Source organism: Streptomyces sp. NPDC051183, from assembly GCF_040682455.1.
GTDB lineage: Bacteria > Actinomycetota > Actinomycetes > Streptomycetales > Streptomycetaceae > Streptomyces.
The window spans coordinates 118,392-135,273 of record NZ_JBFBBA010000017.1; the positions used below are offsets into that span (position 1 = coordinate 118,392).

Consider the following 16,882-nt stretch of genomic DNA (forward strand, 5'->3'; position numbering starts at 1 on the left):
TGTACGTAGCGCCAAACCTATAGATCATTATTTGTCGCCTTGTGTCCAAGCATCTGAGGCACGGGTCAATCTAGAGCATCGGGGCCCGTCCGGTGAGGGGATGTGTGTAATTTGCGCTCAAGTTGCGAAGGCGGATCCGCCGAGGGGTTCCGGCCCGCGGGTGCCAGGGCGAGGGCGGTATGCCTCGTGACCTGTGACGACGGCCGTTCTCGGGGCCGTCGGCGCCGCCCGCCCGGTGGTGTCCGGAACGGCCGCCCGAACCGCTCCGAACAGTCGTTCCCGGCGCACTCGCGGGTCGTGGAGGCGGTGTGAAAGCGGCGCTGCCCGATCGAGCCGAATTGTGCGGTGGGGTGCGGGAGTTGTCCCTGCGAGCTGACTCAGACCGGGCGGGTCCTCGGAGGGGCGGTGACGGGGTAGGGGATGAAGGTGCTGCTGTTCTCGTCGACGGCGAGGGTGCGGCCGAGGGGCGGGACGGCCCGCTGGGGGCAGTCGAGGCGTTCGCAGAGCCGGCAGCCCATGCCGATGGGTGTGGCCGCGGCGGTGTTGTCCAGGTCGAGGCCGTCGGCGTACACGAGCCGGGAGGCGTGGCGGATCTCGCAGCCCAGGCCGATCGCGAAGGTCTTGCCGGGCTCGCCCCAGCCGCCGCGGTGGCGGGTGACGGCGCGGGCGGTCCACAAGTACCGCTGCCCGTCGGGCATCGCGGCGACCTGGACGTGGATGCGGCCGGGCGCGGCGAAGGCCTCGTACACGTTCCACAGCGGGCAGGTGCCGCCCGCGCGGGAGAAGTGGAATCCGGTGGCGGACTGCCGCTTCGACATGTTCCCGGCCCGGTCCACACGGACGAATGAGAAGGGCACCCCGCGCAGCCTGGGACGTTGGAGCGTACTGAGGCGGTGGCAGACCGTCTCGTAGCCGAGGCCGAAGTGGTCCGTGAGCCGCTCGATGTCGTAGCGGAACTGCTCCGACGCGGTGTGGAAGGCCGTGTACGGGAGGATCAGCGCGGCCGCGAAGTAGTTGGCGATGCCGATGCGGGCCAGAGCGCGGGCGGGGGAGTCGGGCGGGAAGTCCTCGGCGGCGAGCCGGTCGAGCTCCTCCCCGTACTCGGTCAGGGCGAGCTGGGTGGCCATGCGGAAGGCCTGCTGTCCCGGGCGGAGGCGGTTCGACAGGTGGAGGGTCCGGGTGCCGGCGTCGTAGCGGTGCAGCCGGTCGGACTCGGTGGTGATGCGGATGCCGTGCCGGTCGGTGAGGCGGCGGGTCAGGGCGCGGATGACGTCCCCGGGGCGGATGCCGATCTCCCGGGCCAGCGCCTCCGCGGCGAGGTCGGTGTCGTGGAGGTAGTTCTGGCGGCGGTAGAAGAACTCGCGGATCTCCTCGTGCGGTGAGCGCGGAGCATCGGCCACCGCGTCCCGCCCGTCGGCGGCGTCGGTGAGCCGCTCGGCCAGCAGTTGGCTCCGCCGGCCGAGGTCCAGCAGTACGGATGCGACCGCCGGCATCCGGGTGGCCAACTCCGCCAGGTCGGAGGGGGAGACGCGGTTCTCGGCCACCTGCTGGGCGAGCGCCTCGCGCAGGTCCGCGACCATGCGGCTGGTGTCGCGCTCCGCGAAGAAGCCGGGGTCCACCCCGAAGGCCTCGGTGAGCCGCAGCAGCACCGGCACGGTGAGCGGGCGCGAGTCGTGCTCCATCTGGTTCAGGTAGCTGGGGGAGATGCCCAGCACCCTCGCCAGATCGGCCTGGGTCATGCGGCGTTCCTCACGCAGTCTGCGCAGCCGCGCCCCCGCATACGTCTTGCTCACCGGACTCCTCCACCGTTGGACGGGCCCGGCCAGCATAGGGGCCCCGCACCGCCGCGAGACCTTCGCAAGCTTGGCAAATCCGGTCTCGAAGATTCGCAAAGCTTGGCACATACACCTCCTTGATGGCACCAGGTGCCAGTGTCAGAGTCAGTCCTGCGGCCAGCCGGAACCGGCAGCATTGCTCAGCTCCGGCCTACGGGCAGGTTCGGCGGGCCGCACCTTTTGCTCAGGCTGCGCAGGTTACTCAGGTTATGAAGGCACGGAGTGCCAATGCCCCGAACGGCTGATGGACGGCATTGGCAGGACCAGCAACAAGCGACGATCCACGGATGGAAACGGTGACGGTCATGGCACAGGCGAACACGACGGCAGCGGCCGAGAAGCTGGCACAGCGGTGGGCGGACGACCCGCGGTGGTCGGGCATCGAGCGCACCTACACGGCCGAGGACGTGGTCCGGCTGTCCGGCAGCATCCGCGAGGAGCACACCCTGGCCCGGCGCGGCGCCGAGCGGCTGTGGCGCCAGCTCCACGAACAGGACTACATCCACGCGCTCGGCGCGCTGACCGGCGGTCAGGCCGTCCAGCAGGTGCGCGCCGGCCTCCAGGCGATCTACCTCTCGGGCTGGCAGGTCGCCGCCGACGCCAACCAGGCCGGGCACACCTACCCCGACCAGTCCCTGTACCCGGTCAACTCGGTCCCGCAGGTGGTCCGCCGGATCAACAACGCGCTGCTGCGCGCCGACCAGATCGCCACCGCCGAGGGCGGCAGCGACACGACCGACTGGCTGGCGCCGATCGTCGCGGACGCGGAGGCCGGCTTCGGCGGCCCGCTGAACGCCTTCGAGCTGACCAAGGCGATGATCGCCGCCGGCGCCGCCGGCATCCACTACGAGGACCAGCTCGCCTCCGAGAAGAAGTGCGGCCACCTCGGCGGCAAGGTCCTCGTCCCCACCTCCCAGCACATCCGCACCCTGAACGCGGCCCGCCTCGCCGCCGACATCGCCGACACCCCGACCGTGATCATCGCCCGTACCGACGCCCTCGCCGCCAACCTCCTGACCAGCGATGTCGACGAGCGCGACGCCCGGTTCGTGACGGGCGAGCGCACCGCGGAGGGCTTCTACCGCGTGCAGAACGGCATGGCCCCGGTCATCGCCCGCGGCCTCGCCTACGCCCCGTACGCCGACCTCATCTGGGTCGAGACGGGCACCCCGGACCTGGAGCAGGCCCGCGAGTTCGCCGAGGCGATCCACGCGCAGTACCCGGACCAGATGCTGGCCTACAACTGCTCGCCTTCCTTCAACTGGAAGGCCGCCCTGGACGACGACCAGATCGCCAAGTTCCAGCGCGAACTCGGCGCGATGGGCTACCGCTTCCAGTTCATCACGCTCGCCGGGTTCCACTCCCTCAACCACGGCATGTTCGACCTGGCCCGCGGCTACGCCGAGCACGGCATGACGGCCTACGTCGACCTCCAGGAGCGGGAGTTCGCCGCGCAGGCGCAGGGCTTCACCGCCGTCAAGCACCAGCGCGAGGTCGGCACCGGCTACTTCGACCTCGTCTCCACCGCCGTCAACCCCGCCTCCTCCACCACCGCGCTCTCCGGCTCCACCGAGGAAGAGCAGTTCCACTAGAACACCCGCCCAGGTCCAGCCGTTTGCCGTCCGACGGCGCCCGGGGCCCTTCCCGCCCCGGGCGCCCGCCGCCCCACGCCGAGGAGAAGAACCGCATGTCATTCACGCCCCTGACCGGCAGTGTCCGGGTCCTCGGCGCGCCGGGTGAGCGCCACGAGGAGATCCTGACCCCCGAGGCCCTGGAGTTCCTCGGCCGGCTGGACGGCGCGTTCGCCGGCCGCCGCCTGGAGATCCTCAAGGAGCGCCGCCGCCGCTCCGCCCACCTGGCCTCCGGATCGCCCCTCGACTTCTCCCGCGCCACCGCGGCCGTCCGTACCGACACCGGCTGGCGGGTCGCTGCGCCCGCACCCGGGCTCACCGACCGCAGGGTCGAGATCACCGGCCCGCCGGAGCGCCGCATGGCGGTCAACGCCCTCAACTCCGGCGCCCGGGTGTGGATGGCGGACTTCGAGGACGCGACGGCCCCCACCTGGGGCAACGTCATCGGCGGCCAGCTGAACCTGCTCGATGCCATCGAGCGCCGCATCGACTTCACCACCCCCGAGGGCAAGGAGTACCGCCTCGGGCAAGAGCTCGCCACGATCATGGTGCGCCCGCGGGGATGGCACCTCCTCGAAGAGCACCTGGAGATCGACGGCCGCCCCGTCCCGGCATCGCTGGTCGACTTCGGGCTGTACTCCTTCCACTGCGCCCAGCGCCAGATCGACGCCGGCCACGGCCCGTACTTCTACCTCCCCAAGCTGGAGAACCGGTACGAGGCCCGCCTGTGGAACGACATCTTCCTGTACGCCCAGGACCTCCTCGGGATTCCCCGCGGCACGGTCCGCGCGACCGTCCTCATCGAGACGATCACGGCGGCCTTCGAGATGGAGGAGATCCTCCACGAGCTGCGCGACCACAGCGCGGGCCTGAACGCCGGCCGCTGGGACTACCTCTTCAGCCTGATCAAGAACTTCGGCCACCGCACCGACTTCCAGCTCCCGGACCGGGCCGCGGTCACCATGACCGCCCCCTTCATGCGGGCCTACACGGAGCTCCTCGTACGGACCTGCCACCGGCGCGGGGCCCACGCCATCGGCGGGATGGCCGCCCACGTCCCGAGCCGGGACGCGGAGGCCAACACCGCGGCCCTGGCGAAGGTACGGCTCGACAAGGAGCGGGAGGCCGAGGACGGCTTCGACGGCTCCTGGGTCGCACACCCCGGGCTCGTCCCCGTCTGCCGGGAGGTCTTCGGCAACGTCCTGGGGGACCGGCCCCACCAGCTGGAGCGGACCCGCGAGGACGTCGAGGTGGCCGCCGCCGACCTGCTGTCCGTCCGCCGGATCGCCGCCCCGCCGAGCTCCGAGGGCATCCGCTCCAACGTGGCCGTTGCCCTGCGCTACTTCGACGCATGGCTGCGCGGCAGCGGCGCCGTCGCGCTGAACGGCCTCATGGAGGACGCCGCGACCGCGGAGATCGCCCGCGTCCAGATCTGGCAGTGGCTCCGCCACGACCGGGTGGACCGGGGCACGGTCATCGACCTCCTCGACGCCGAATGCGCCGCCCTGGAAGCCGAGGACCCCGAGGCACTCGTCCTCGAAGCGCGCGAGGTCTTCGTGGACACGGCACTGTCGGGCCGACTCCCCGCCTTCTTCACGCCCGAGGCCTACACCCGCCACCTCGTCCGCAGCGCCGCCCTCACCGCGCAGGTGAACGCGTGAACGCCGCGGTACGGCCGAGCCCGATCCGGCGCGTCGGCATCGTCGGCGGGGGCCGGATGGGCGCCGGCATCGCCGAGGTGTGCGCCCGGGCCGGTCTGGACACCGTCGTCGCCGAGTCGGACGCCGCGGCCGCTCTCGCCGCCCGGGAGCGGATCGCCGTCTCCCTGGAGCGCGCCGTCCAGCGGGGCAAGCTGGACCGCCTCTCCGCGGAGGACGCGCTGGCCCGACTGCTGTTCACGGGGGACCTGGAGGATCTCGCCGACCGCCAGCTGGTCGTCGAGGCGGTCACCGAGAACCCCGACGTCAAGACCGAGATCTTCACCGCCCTCGACAAGATCGTCGCGGACCCCGGTGCGGTCCTCGCCACGAACACCTCCGCGATCCCCATCATGCGCCTGGGCATGGCGACCGGACGCGCCGACAGGGTGGTGGGCCTGCACTTCTTCAACCCCGTGCCCGTACTGCCGCTCGTCGAGGTCGTGTCCTCCCTCCACACCTCGGCGGACACCCTCGCCGCCGTGGAGGCCTTCGCAGGGGAAACCCTGGGCAAGACCACGGTCCGCTCCCGGGACCGGGCCGGATTCGTCGTCAACGCCCTGCTGATCCCCTACCTGCTGTCGGCCGTCCGGATGGCCGAATCCGGCTTCGCCAGTGCCGAAGACGTCGACGCCGGCATGGAACTGGGCTGTGCCCACCCGATGGGTCCGCTCAAGCTCGCCGACCTCATCGGCCTGGACACGGTCGCGGCCATCGCGGAATCCCTCTACGAGGAGTTCAAGGAACCGCTCTACGCCCCGCCCCCGCTGCTCCAGCGGATGGTGCAGGCCGGGCTCCTCGGCCGCAAGAGCGGCCGCGGGTTCCACACGTACGGCCGGGGCTGAGGGGCCCCGGCAGGTCTCCGGGCCGAGGGTGCCCGGAGGTGCGCGGGAACGGTGGGGTACGGCGAGTGGTGTCGCCGTACCCCACCGCACGTGCGTGCGCGCCGCGTTGACGCCCCTCCCGCCGGGAACCGGGAACCGGGACACGGGGCCGGGGACGGGGACCGCGGGACATCCCTTAAGGTGGCCGATGCAGCTGGTTCGCCCCGTCCGCCAGGCGGGATGCGTCGTAAGAGGGAACCCGGTGGGAATCCGGGACTGCCCCGCAGCGGTGAGCGGGAACGACCGCCGTCATACGCACTGGGACCGGACAACGGTCCTGGGAAGCGACGGCCAGTAGGTGCCCGCCGGGAGACCGGCAGGCGTGCCCGCGAGTCCGAAGACCTGCCCGTTGCCCGCACGCGGACGTATTCCGCGGGCGGATATCCCGGTGACCTCGTGGGCGGGTCGGCGTACACAGCGAGCGGCACGTGCGGTGTTTCCTCCCGCGGCGTGGTCCGCACGTTCTGTCGTCCCTTCGCGTCCGCGTCCCGTCGTCCGGGATGTTCTGGACACATCTCGCGAAGGAGAGTTCCGTGACAGCGAAGCCCGCAGCCGCGGCAGCACGAGCCACCGTGTACGGCTACCCCCGCCAGGGTCAGAACCGCGAACTGAAGAAAGCGATCGAGGGCTACTGGAAGGGCCGGGTCACCGCAGACGCCCTCCGGGAGACCGCGGCCGGACTGCGCCGTTCCCACTGGCAGCAGCTGGCCGACGCCGGCATCAGCGAGGTCCCGACCGGCGACTTCTCGTACTACGACCACGTACTGGACACCAGTGTCATGGTCGGCGCAGTCCCCGGGCGGCACCGCACGGCCGTGGCCGCCGACGCGCTCGACGGCTACTTCGCGATGGCGCGCGGCACCCAGGACGTGGCCCCGCTGGAGATGACCAAGTGGTTCGACACCAACTACCACTACCTGGTCCCCGAGCTCGGCCCCGACACCGTCTTCACCGCCGACCCGGCCAAGCAGGTCGCCGAGCTGGAGGAGGCCCTCGCGCTCGGCCACACCGCCCGCCCGGTGCTCGTCGGCCCGATCACGTACCTGCTGCTGGCCAAGCCGGCCCCCGGCGTGGCAGCGGACTTCGAGCCGCTGGCGCTGCTGGACCGGCTGCTCCCCGTCTACGCCGAGGTCCTCGCAGCCCTGCGGGCCGCCGGGGCGCAGTGGGTCCAGCTCGACGAGCCCGCCCTGGTGCAGGACCGCACCCCGGCCGAGCTGAAGGCCGCCGCCCGCGCCTACCGCGACCTCGGCGCCCTGACCGACCGCCCCGAGCTGCTCGTCGCCTCGTACTTCGGCCGGCTCGGCCAGGCCCTCCAGGTGCTCGCCGCCTCCCCCGTCGAGGGCCTGGCGCTCGACTTCACCGAGGCGGGCAGCGCCAACCTGGAGGACCTCGCGGCGGTCGGCGGGCTGCCGGGCAAGCGGCTGGTGGCCGGTGTCGTCAACGGCCGCAACATCTGGATCAACGACTTCGAGAAGTCGCTGGCCACCCTCGGCACGCTCCTGGGCCTCGCCGACCGGGTGGACGTCGCCGCCTCCTGCTCCCTGCTGCACGTCCCGCTCGACGCCTCCGCCGAGCGCGACATCGATCCGCAGGTCCGCCGCTGGCTCGCCTTCGCCCGGCAGAAGACCCGGGAGGTCTCCGTCCTGGCCCGAGGGCTCACCGGAGGCACGGACTCCATCGCACCCGAACTCGCCGCGAACCGGGCCGACCTGGCCTCCCGCGCCGCATCGGCCATCACCCACGACCGGGCCGTCCGGGCCCGCACCGCGGCCGTCACCGACGCCGACGGCCGCCGCTCCCAGCCGTACGCCGACCGGGCAGCCGCCCAGCGGGCGCACCTGGGCCTGCCGCTGCTGCCGACCACGACCATCGGGTCCTTCCCGCAGACCGACGAACTGCGCGCGGCCCGCGCCGACCTGCGCGCCGGGCGCATCGGCACGGCGGGCTACGAGGCACGCATCAAGCGCGAGATCGAGGAAGTGGTCTCCTTCCAGGAGAAGACCGGCATCGACGTCCTCGTCCACGGGGAGCCCGAACGCAACGACATGGTGCAGTACTTCGCCGAGCGGCTCACGGGCTACCTGGCCACCCAGCACGGCTGGGTCCAGTCCTATGGCACCCGCTACGTCCGCCCGCCGGTCCTGGCAGGGGACATCTCCCGCCCCGAGCCGATGACCGTCCGCTGGACCTCCTACGCCCAGTCCCTGACGGCCAAGCCGGTCAAGGGCATGCTGACCGGCCCCGTCACCATGCTGGCCTGGTCCTTCGTACGAGACGACCAGCCGCTCGGCGAGACCGCCCGCCAGGTGGCGCTCGCCCTGCGCGACGAGGTGGGAGACCTGGAGGCGGCCGGCACTCCGGTGATCCAGGTCGACGAACCGGCCCTGCGCGAGACGCTGCCGCTGCGCGCCGCCGACCACGAGCAGTACCTGGCGTGGGCCACCGAGTCCTTCAGGCTCACCACCAGCGGGGTCCGGCCGGACACCCAGATCCACACGCACATGTGCTACGCCGAGTTCGGCGACATCGTCCAGGCCATCGACGACCTCGACGCCGACGTCATCAGCCTGGAAGCCGCCCGCTCGCACATGCAGGTCGCCCGCGAACTCGCCGCCCACGGCTACCCGCGCGAGGCGGGCCCCGGCGTCTGGGACATCCACTCCCCGCGCGTCCCCAGCGCCGAGGAGGCGGCCGGTCTGCTGCGCACCGGCCTGGAAGCCATCCCGGCCGAGCGGCTGTGGGTCAACCCCGACTGCGGACTGAAGACCCGTGGTTGGGCCGAGACCCGTGCCTCCCTGGAGAACCTCGTCGCCGCCGCCCGCGAGGTCCGCTCCGCTCTCGCGGCCGACAACGCCTGACCCCCGAAACGGGTCCGGGGCCGGACACCCATGGGTGTCCGGCCCCGGACCGGCTGCGCTGTCGCGCGGGGTCAGCCGACGGCCGACACCGCGCGCGGCGCGGGGGCCTGCGCCCCGGCAGCATCGGTGCGGTGGGCCAGCAGTCGCTGCGCGAGGAGGCCGAAGACGACCCCGAACACGACCCACAGCACGATCTGGACGGAGATCGACGCGACCCGGAACTCCCACAGCAGGGCCGCGGGGAAATCGGGCTTCACGGCGTCGCTGTTGTCCGGAAGGACGAGGAAGGCCAGCGCGGTGGCGGCGACGAAGCCCGCCCCGGCGGCCAACGTCGCGTTCCAGTTGCCCAGTCGCGGGGCGAGCCGCCGGCCCAGGATGATCGCGCCGACGCCGAGCAGGACGCTGAGCAGGATCATCAGGAAGAACAGCGTGGTGCGCTGCCCGATGGTGTCCGGGTTGCCGACCGCCGGCGGGGTGGCCGGGTACTTCAGGAACGGCACCAGATAGGCGGTGGCGAAGGCGGCCGCCGCGGTGAGCGCGGCCGTGGCCCGGGGGCTGAAGCGCCCGACGCGGCCCAGCGCGAAGGAGAACGCGAGGGAGGCGATGCCGCCCAGCGCGACCCCGTAGACGAGGACGCCGGTGGCGAGGCCGACCGTGGACTGCACGGGCCGGCTGACGAGTTCTTCCTCCTCCTCGGCGGCGGGGGCGGCCTCGCCGCCGCCGTGACCGGCGTGGCCGGCCGCGGGAGCGGCTTCCTTGGCGGCCGCGGCCTCTTCGACGGCGATGGACCCCCGTACCGGGGGCTCACCGACCACGTAGGCGACGGCGAAGGCGAACAGACCGGCGATCAGGCCCGCGAGCATGCCGCGGACCAGGAGACCTCTGACAGTGGAGGCGTACATGGTGCGTGTGCCTCTCAGTGGCAGGGGAAGCCGAGCAGATGACGTCCGTCGTGCACCCATTCGTGCACGCCCTCGCCGGAGAACACGGCGGTGGCGCCCTGCTCCGCACCGACGAAGTACAGGGCCACGAGCATCAGCAGGCCGACGAAGACCGCCCAGGGCAGGACCGCCCGGACGGGCAGCGGAGCCGACGGGGAGACGGCGGGTGCGGGTATGGCAGCGGAAGCGACGGCCTCGGCCATGGTGGAACCTCCTCGGGGAACAACGCGTCCCATAGGGTGGTACAGGACGACGGTCCTCGGGTCTGACTCGCCGCGGCCGCCACTCCGAGGAGGAGTGCCGTCGCAGGACACAGTGGCGCGACCATGCCGGATTCACACCGGACTTCCGTCTCGCCGTCGTCGCTATATGTCGATGTCGCCGTGACGCTACAGCCCGCGCACTGCTGGACCAAGCGGATGAGGCCCTGATCACATGCGGTTTCCGCGCCCCGGGACGGCGCACCGCACGCCGTGATCCCCTCCGCGGACCTACGCGGTCCGGGCGCCGGGTTCCTCGGTCAGCGGTGCGTACGCGTCGGGGCGCCGGGTGCCGAGGAACGGGAAGAGCTCCAGCCAGTCCCGGCGCGCGTCCAGGTCGAGGTCGGCCACCAGTACGGCGGCCTCGTCGCGCGGGGCTTGGGCCAGGACCCGGCCGTAGGGGTCGGCGATGAAGGAACTGCCGTAGAAGGTGAGGCCGTTCTCGGAGCCGATGCGGTTCGGGACGACCATGAAGGTGGCGTTGGCGGCGGCGTTGCCGGTGATCACGCGCTGCCAGATCGGCTGGGTGTCGAAGCCGGGGTGGCCGGGCTCGGAGCCGATGGCCGTCGGGTAGACCAGGATGTCGGCGCCGGCCAGCGAGTAGGCGCGGGCGAGCTCGGGGAACCACTGGTCCCAGCAGGTCGGCAGCCCGAAGCGGGCCTCGTCGACCAGGGCCACGGGGAACGCGTCCGCCCCGGCCGGGCCGGGACGGAACCAGCGGTCCTCGTAGTAGCCCTCGGTCACGGGGATGTGGGTCTTGCGGGATGCCGGAACGTTCCGGCACGGGTGAATGTAGGCCATGCCGGAACGTTCCGGCAAGGCGGGGGGCGCAGCACCTAGAATTCGGAACCGTGACCGCCCGAACCGTGACCCTGCTCGACGTCGCCCGCGCCGCGGGCGTCTCCAAGAGCACCGCCTCCGACGCCCTCCACGGTTCCGGCCGGGTGGCCGAAGCCACCCGCGACCGGGTACGGGAAGTCGCCGAGCAGCTCGGCTACCGCCCCAACAGCGCGGCCCGGCGCCTGCGCCGGGCCAGCACCGGCGCCATCGGCCTCTATCTGCCGCAGACGGCCACCCGGCTCGACTACTACATGAACCTCGCGTTCGGGGCCGTGGAGCGCGCCCAGGAGGAAGGCCTCGACGTGGTCCTCCTCGGCTCGGCAGCCGGCGCGCACGGGCCGCTCGCCTCCCGTGTCGACGGGCTGCTCGTCATCGACCCCGAGCTCGGCGACCCCGCCTTGCCGGAACTCCTGGACGCCGGAGTCCCGGTGGTCACCGGCGAGCGGTACCCGGGCCCCAGCCCCACTCCCGCGGCGGCGGTGGTCTGCGACAACGCGGCCTCTCTCAGCGCCCTCCTCGACCACGTGCACGCACGGGGTGCGAAGTCGCCCGCCCTGCTCGCACCCGAAGCCACCTCCTCCTGGGCCCAGGCCCTGCGTACGGCGGCCGCGAGTTGGAGCGCGGAGCACCGCATCCCCGTCGCCGTGCGCACCGTCCCCTTCGCCGCGACCCCCGCCGAGGCCGGCGACCGCACCCGCGCCCTGCTGGCCGCCGACCCGGCCGTGGACGCGGTGATCTGCGCCCCAGACGGGGCGGCCCCCGGCGTGCTGCGGGCCGCTACCGCGCTCGGCCGGAGCGTCGGCGGCGATTTCCTGCTCGCCTCGTGCGTGGACGGCGTCGCCGCCCGGAGCTGCGACCCGCCGATCACCGCGATCGACCTCCGCCCGGCCGAGTACGGCAGGGCCTGCGCCGACCTCCTGGGCGACGTCCTCGCCGGCCGCGCCCCGTCCGGCACGGTCCGCCGCCACGACTGGCTGCTCGAAACCCGCGCTTCGACGGGGAGCGGCGGCCCGGGCGCCGATGCGGCCCGGTCAGGCCGCTGATCGCCGACGGACCTCCAGCCACTCCTCCACCACGTCGTCGCAGTCGTCCAGGGCGGGATCGCGGGTCCCGTCGGGTGCGTAGGCGGGGGACCGGTCCGCGTTCAGCCGCATATTGGCGCAGTACCAGGCCCGCTCGGCGCCCGCCTGCTCCGCGTCCGTGCCCGTCCGTAGGTAGTCGAGCAGTGCCGTCATGACCCGGCGGCGTCCGAATGCGTACAGCGCTGGTTGGACGAACCAGCAGCAGAAGCTCGCATCCGGGTCGTAGACGGAGGCGGCCATCAACGGGGCGAAGAACTCCTCGGGCAGGCAGGGGCGTTCAAGCAGAGGCCTGCGCACGGCAAAGGCCAGGCGCCGAGCACGGTCGGCCTCCGGGGCGTCGGCCGCGTCCCCGATGCCCACCAGTCGAGCCACTTCCATGGCGGTCGACAGGAACGAGCGCCCTGCTGTCCGGTCGTGCTCCTGTTCGGTCATGGCGGCATTCTGAACCGGCGCCGGCCGAGCTGTCATTTGGTCCAGATGTCCAGCAGCTCGTTCGCCGCGCGGAAGTGGTCGGGTGCGTCCGCGTTGCACACCACCGTGACCGCGGTGTTCCGGTCCGGGCTCACCTTGAAAGTGCTGTGGAACTGTTCCCAGTCGCCGCGGTGCACCAGGCTCTTGTCGGGGAGGAGGAGCATGCCGGCCCCGTACCGCCCCTCCTCGATGCCGCGCCGGCGCAGGACGTCGCCCACGCTCACCGCACCCTCCGTGACTCCGGCGAGGAGTTGCGCTCCGCCGATGCGGCCGGTGCGGTAGTTGTCGGCCCAGCGGACGAGCTCTCCGGGAGTGGTCTGGACGGACCCGTCCCCGTACTGCTTCCAGGGTGAGGAATTGGGGGTGAAGGAGCCGTCCTTCTCGTCGTACGACTTGGCCTTGCCGGGAACGTCCACCGCCGGGGACAAGGTCATGCTCAGGCCCAGCGGGGTGAAGAACTCCTGCTGGAGGAACGTGGCGAACGGCTTGCCGCTGACCTTTTCCACGACACGGGCCAGGAGGACGTAGTTGGAGTTGGAGTACGAGAACCGCTTGCCCAGCGGGTCCTCCGGCCGTGAGGCGAGGATGGCCGAGATCGCCTCCTGCTGCCCTGCCGGATCCGTCAGCCCGACGCCCTTGTCCTCCAGCAGGTCCTGGTAGTCGGGGATCCCGCTGGTGTGGCGCATCAGGTCGCCCAGCGTGACGTCCCGGGTCCAGGCGGGCGGGTTGTCGAGGTACTTGGACAGGGGGTCGTTCAGCGCGAGTTGATGGCGCCCGGCCAGCAAGAGGACGGAATCCGCGGTGAACTGCTTGGAGTTCGATGCCATGTCGAAGGGCGTCTTCGAGGTGATGGCACGCCCGGTCGCCAGGTCCGCCTGTCCCCTCCCCGCCTCCCAGGCGACCTGCCCGCGCTTGCCGACCGCGGCCGCACAGCCCGGGCCGTCGGCGGAGGGCACCAGCTTCTGGAGAACCTCCGCACTGCGCTTCTCCCGGTCGTCGCCGGCCGCGTACGCCTGCGGGCCCACGGCGCCGGAGAGCGCGACCACGACCATGACGCCCCCGGCCGTACACAACCCCGCTTTCCGGTGCACGCGGACCACCTTCTTCCCTGCCGTGGCCCCTTCAGGGGCTGATCTCGAACTCCGGCGGCTCAAGGCCCTTCAGGCACGAGGTGTTCGGGGCGGTCGGGGTGTTGAAGAACGACCGGGTGATCTCTTGCGCGCACTTCGACGTCGCGAACACCACGTGGGGCTGGTAGGGCACCGTCACGACGGTGGCATTGCTCAGCGTGCGGGCGACGTAGGCGCCGTTGTCCGCGCCCGTCTGGGAGTCGAAGCCGCCCGAGATGGCGAGCGTGGGGATGTCGCTGCGCGTCGCGTCCCGGATCGAGCGCGCCGCCGCGGGAACGTCCCACGCGTCACAGTCCTCGCGGAGGAAGGTGAGCTGCGGAGCCTGCTCCTGTACCGAGCGGGGGAACGACGGGAACGTCTCCTGTCCTCCCCGGAGCGCCTCCTCCTGACTCTCGAACGGTGTCCACTCGCTGCAGAAGACGCCGTAGACGAGCCCGTGGGCGGTACGGCCCATGGCCTGGGGGCTGAGCTTGCCGCCCGCCCACTGCTGGGCGATCCGCTCCGGCTTGCCGTTGGCGAGTTCGTCGAGGGCCGCGGGTACCTGGGGCGCCACGTGGGTGGCGGAGGTCATCCAGTTGACCAGTGCTCCGCCGTCCAGGACGACCTTCACCGGCTTCGCTTGACCGGGGACGGTGACGGTGGTCGTGACCGGCTTCGCCTCCAGCTCGCGCACGAGGCGGTCGAAGGTGGCCGACAGGTTCGGATAGCGGCGGTTGCAGGCGGGGTCGTCGGCGCAGGTCTTGAACAGGCTGTCGAAGCCCTGCCGGGCGCTGCTCCAGGTATTGGCCGATCCCGCCCTGGAGGGCGGCAGGATGCCGTCGATACCGACCGACCGGAGTCCTTCGGGGTGCAGGCGCATGTAGATGAGCGCCAAGTGGGTGCCGTAGGAGATGCCGAAGACATTCCATTCCTTGATGCCCAGCGCGGCCCTCAGGTCCGCGTAGTCGGCTGCGCTCTCGGTGTCGTTGTAGGCGGCGATGTCGATCCCGCCGGCCGCCAGCTTGTCGCGGCAGGCCTTCGTGGCCTCGACGTGGAGGCGCTCGGTGGACGGCGCGTCGTAGACGAGGCCGACCGCGCGGGCGTTGAACTCGTCGATGTTGGGGCACAGGACGTTCGGCTCGGCCGAGTACGTCCCCCGCTGGGACATGAGGATGAGGTCCCGGTCGCGGTTCAGGCCGCCGTCGACCGCCATCTTCGCCTCTCCGACCGCGTCGTCGCCGGGTCCGCCGGCCAGCCACACGATCGGGTCGGGTTTGGGCTCGGCCGCCACGGCCGGCACGACCGCGACGCCGAGCTTGATCGTACGACCGTCCGGCTCGGCGCGGTTCTCGGGCACGGTGAGCGTTCCGCAGCGGGCCCCCTTGAGCTCGGGGATCGGCTCTGGTGTCCTGGGGCACGCGCCCGGCTCGTAGCGGGCATCGCCCGCCTTCCCGGCGGTCGTTCCGATCGGGGTCCCGCCGTTGTCCTGCGCCAGGGCGGGCGTTGCGAGCAGGCCGCTGATGAGGAGCCCGGTCGCCGCACCGGCCGCGGTCGCCCGTATCCGTCGTACGGTGCGCCGATGACGGGGCGCGTGGTGGGAAGCCATCTGTCCTCCCGGTCACTCAGGGGTGATCGTGAACGGTGCCGGCGTGAGACCGGCCACGCAATCCGTGTCGGGCGCGGTCGGGTGGGCCAGGAACGAGGCCAGCACGGTCTGCGCGCACGGCGACTGGGGGACCACCCAGTGCCCGATCCCGGGGATCAGCACGGAAGTGGAGCGGGACAGGGTGCGGGACGCGTCCTTCGCGTAGCTCGCCCCCGTCTTCATGTCGAACGTTCCGGAAATGACGAGCGCGGGCACCGAGCTGACGGTGGCCACCCGGTGCTCGGCAGCGTTGTCCGCGACCTTCCAGACCCCGCACACGTCGTACTCGAAGGGCAACTGCGGTGTCTGTGCCAGGACCGTCTCGGGCCAGTCGGGGAAGGCCTTGCGCCCCGCGGCCACTATGTCGGACTCCGCGGTACCCGGTACCCACTCGCTGCACGCCACCGACTGCGTCAGCCCGTGCGCGGTCTGACCGATGGGCTGCACCGAGTCCTTCGCGCGGCCCTGCGCGAAGCGCTGCGGATTGCCCTGGCTGAGCTCCTGGAGCGCTGCCGGGAGGTCCACCGGCTTGACGTTGAAGCCGACCATCATGTTCAGCAGGGTGCCTCCGTCGAGCACGACCTTCACGGGGTCCGCGTCGCCGCCCGGACGGGCCTCCAGCGTCAGGGGCTGGGCTTCCAGCTTGCGCACCTGCTCGTTCAGGGTCTTGTGGAGGTCGGGGTAGCGGCTCTTGCAGGCGGGCTCGGCCGCACACGCGTCGAAGACCGTGTCGATGCCCTCCCTGGCGCTGCTCCATCCCCAGGGCAGGATCGTGACCTGCGGAGGGCTGAGCGAGTCGATCGCCACCGCGCGGATCCCCTGGGGGTGCAGCCGCAGGTAGGTGAGGGCCAGGTTGGAGCCGTACGAGTACCCGTAGACGTTCCACTGCGGGATGTCGAGGGCGGTGCGCAGATCGGCGAAGTCCGCCGCGTTCTCCGTGCTGTTGTATGCGCTCAGGTCGGTCCCGTCCTTCGTCAGGCGGTCCCGGCACTCCTTGAACGCCTTCAGCATGAGGTCCTTCGCCTGTGCCGCGTCCCAACCGAACGCGACGGTCTTCTCGTTGGACCGGTCGACCTCGGGGCAGGCGAGGTTCGGCTGGTCGTAGAGGTTGCCGCGCTGGCCCATCACGATCAGGTCGCGGTCCTTGTTCAGACCGGAGGCGACCAGGAAGGGGATGTCGTCGAAGGTGTCGGCCCCCGGGCCGCCCGCCATGAACACCAGGGGATCCGCAGCGGGCTTCGCCGAGACCGCCTTGATGACCGCCACGGCCAGCTTGATGGTCCGGCCGCTGGTGGCGGCGCGGTTCTCGGGGACCTCCAGGAATCCGCACCGTGCCGTGCTCAGCGCCTCGATCGGCTCGGGAGTCCTGGGGCAGGGACCGGGCACGAACCGTGCCGGAGCCGGGCTGGGCCCGGCGGGGTGGGCGGGCGACGAGGCGGCACCGGCCGGTGCCGGGCCGAACGCTGCCAGGCAGGCCAGAGCGGCCCCGGCCGCGATTGCGTTGACTCGGTGCTGTGTCATTGGATTCCGTTCCTCGGCCGTCGTCGACGGCTGCCCGGCCGGGCAGAGCCGCAGCGGTGTGGCGGAACGCACTTAATTCGACCGTAACCCCGGGTGCGGGCGTACGCA

At 71.8% G+C, this 16,882-nt stretch carries 12 protein-coding genes, 1 pseudogene and 1 riboswitch; of the genes and pseudogenes, 5 read left to right on the top strand and 8 right to left on the bottom strand.

The window, feature by feature from the left end; translation table 11 throughout:
• Positions 1 to 377: 377 nt before the first annotated feature.
• Entirely contained in the window at positions 378 to 1,793 is a 1,416-nt protein-coding gene (locus tag AB0M99_RS17445) for a short-chain fatty acyl-CoA regulator family protein (RefSeq protein WP_365921196.1), read from the bottom strand.
• Between the two features lie 347 nt (positions 1,794 to 2,140).
• On the opposite strand from AB0M99_RS17445, the gene aceA reads away from it, so the two are divergent.
• The 4 genes from aceA to metE all read left to right on the top strand — a co-directional run bounded on the left by aceA (position 2,141) and on the right by metE (position 8,905).
• Positions 2,141 to 3,427 carry an isocitrate lyase gene (gene aceA, locus AB0M99_RS17450; RefSeq protein ID WP_365921282.1) on the top strand — a complete coding sequence of 429 codons (1,287 nt, stop codon included), beginning with the start codon at positions 2,141 to 2,143 and terminating at the stop codon, positions 3,425 to 3,427.
• Positions 3,428 to 3,522: 95 nt separating this feature from the next.
• Entirely contained in the window at positions 3,523 to 5,127 is a 1,605-nt protein-coding gene (gene aceB / locus AB0M99_RS17455; protein WP_365921198.1) for a malate synthase A, read from the top strand.
• On the top strand, positions 5,124 to 6,008 hold the full coding sequence (locus AB0M99_RS17460) for a 3-hydroxybutyryl-CoA dehydrogenase (protein ID WP_365921200.1): 885 nt from the start codon (positions 5,124 to 5,126) through the stop codon (positions 6,006 to 6,008). The genes aceB and AB0M99_RS17460 overlap by 4 nt, the downstream gene beginning before the upstream one ends.
• Positions 6,009 to 6,185: 177 nt before the next feature.
• Positions 6,186 to 6,412, top strand: a riboswitch (cobalamin riboswitch).
• 168 nt (positions 6,413 to 6,580) lie between these two features.
• A complete protein-coding gene (gene metE, locus AB0M99_RS17465) occupies positions 6,581 to 8,905 on the top strand; it encodes a 5-methyltetrahydropteroyltriglutamate--homocysteine S-methyltransferase (protein WP_365921202.1) in 2,325 nt (774 codons plus the stop codon).
• A gap of 71 nt (positions 8,906 to 8,976) precedes the next feature.
• On the opposite strand, the gene AB0M99_RS17470 is transcribed toward metE, so the two are convergent.
• The 3 genes and pseudogenes from AB0M99_RS17470 to AB0M99_RS17480 all read right to left on the bottom strand — a co-directional run.
• A complete protein-coding gene (locus AB0M99_RS17470) occupies positions 8,977 to 9,807 on the bottom strand; it encodes a CbtA family protein (protein ID WP_365921204.1) in 831 nt (276 codons plus the stop codon).
• Positions 9,808 to 9,821: 14 nt separating this feature from the next.
• Complete coding sequence (locus tag AB0M99_RS17475) at positions 9,822 to 10,049, bottom strand: CbtB-domain containing protein (protein ID WP_365921206.1); 228 nt, start codon at positions 10,047 to 10,049, stop codon at positions 9,822 to 9,824.
• 288 nt (positions 10,050 to 10,337) lie between these two features.
• Positions 10,338 to 10,871 (bottom strand): annotated as a pseudogene (locus tag AB0M99_RS17480) (nitrilase-related carbon-nitrogen hydrolase); the annotation flags it as partial.
• An 86-nt stretch (positions 10,872 to 10,957) separates the two neighbouring features.
• Between AB0M99_RS17480 and AB0M99_RS17485 the strand changes: the two are divergent.
• On the top strand, positions 10,958 to 11,989 hold the full coding sequence (locus AB0M99_RS17485) for a LacI family DNA-binding transcriptional regulator (RefSeq protein ID WP_365921208.1): 1,032 nt from the start codon (positions 10,958 to 10,960) through the stop codon (positions 11,987 to 11,989).
• Here AB0M99_RS17485 and AB0M99_RS17490 read toward each other — a convergent pair.
• Genes AB0M99_RS17490 through AB0M99_RS17505 form a run of 4 tightly spaced genes read right to left on the bottom strand, consistent with a single transcriptional unit; the run spans position 11,978 to position 16,774 of the window.
• Entirely contained in the window at positions 11,978 to 12,460 is a 483-nt protein-coding gene (locus AB0M99_RS17490) for a hypothetical protein (RefSeq protein WP_365921210.1), read from the bottom strand. The two genes, AB0M99_RS17485 and AB0M99_RS17490, sit on opposite strands and share 12 nt — an antisense overlap.
• 32 nt (positions 12,461 to 12,492) lie before the next feature.
• On the bottom strand, positions 12,493 to 13,590 hold the full coding sequence (locus AB0M99_RS17495; protein ID WP_365921212.1) for a serine hydrolase domain-containing protein: 1,098 nt from the start codon (positions 13,588 to 13,590) through the stop codon (positions 12,493 to 12,495).
• A gap of 31 nt (positions 13,591 to 13,621) precedes the next feature.
• The gene (locus tag AB0M99_RS17500) at positions 13,622 to 15,214 is read right to left on the bottom strand and encodes an alpha/beta hydrolase (protein WP_365921214.1); all 1,593 of its coding nucleotides are present in this window, start codon (positions 15,212 to 15,214) and stop codon (positions 13,622 to 13,624) included.
• A gap of 12 nt (positions 15,215 to 15,226) precedes the next feature.
• A complete protein-coding gene (locus AB0M99_RS17505; protein WP_365921216.1) occupies positions 15,227 to 16,774 on the bottom strand; it encodes an alpha/beta fold hydrolase in 1,548 nt (515 codons plus the stop codon).
• Positions 16,775 to 16,882: the final 108 nt, after the last annotated feature.

Excerpts from the sequence above, each read along its gene's own strand:
- aceB (WP_365921198.1), top strand. The coding sequence starts at position 3,523 with ATGTCATTCACGCCCCTGACCGGCAGTGTCCGGGTCCTCGGCGCGCCG.
- AB0M99_RS17500 (WP_365921214.1), bottom strand. The coding sequence starts at position 15,214 with ATGGCTTCCCACCACGCGCCCCGTCATCGGCGCACCGTACGACGGATA.
- AB0M99_RS17505 (WP_365921216.1), bottom strand. The coding sequence starts at position 16,774 with ATGACACAGCACCGAGTCAACGCAATCGCGGCCGGGGCCGCTCTGGCC.
- AB0M99_RS17490 (WP_365921210.1), bottom strand. The coding sequence starts at position 12,460 with ATGACCGAACAGGAGCACGACCGGACAGCAGGGCGCTCGTTCCTGTCG.
- AB0M99_RS17470 (WP_365921204.1), bottom strand. The coding sequence starts at position 9,807 with ATGTACGCCTCCACTGTCAGAGGTCTCCTGGTCCGCGGCATGCTCGCG.
- aceA (WP_365921282.1), top strand. The coding sequence starts at position 2,141 with ATGGCACAGGCGAACACGACGGCAGCGGCCGAGAAGCTGGCACAGCGG.
- AB0M99_RS17475 (WP_365921206.1), bottom strand. The coding sequence starts at position 10,049 with ATGGCCGAGGCCGTCGCTTCCGCTGCCATACCCGCACCCGCCGTCTCC.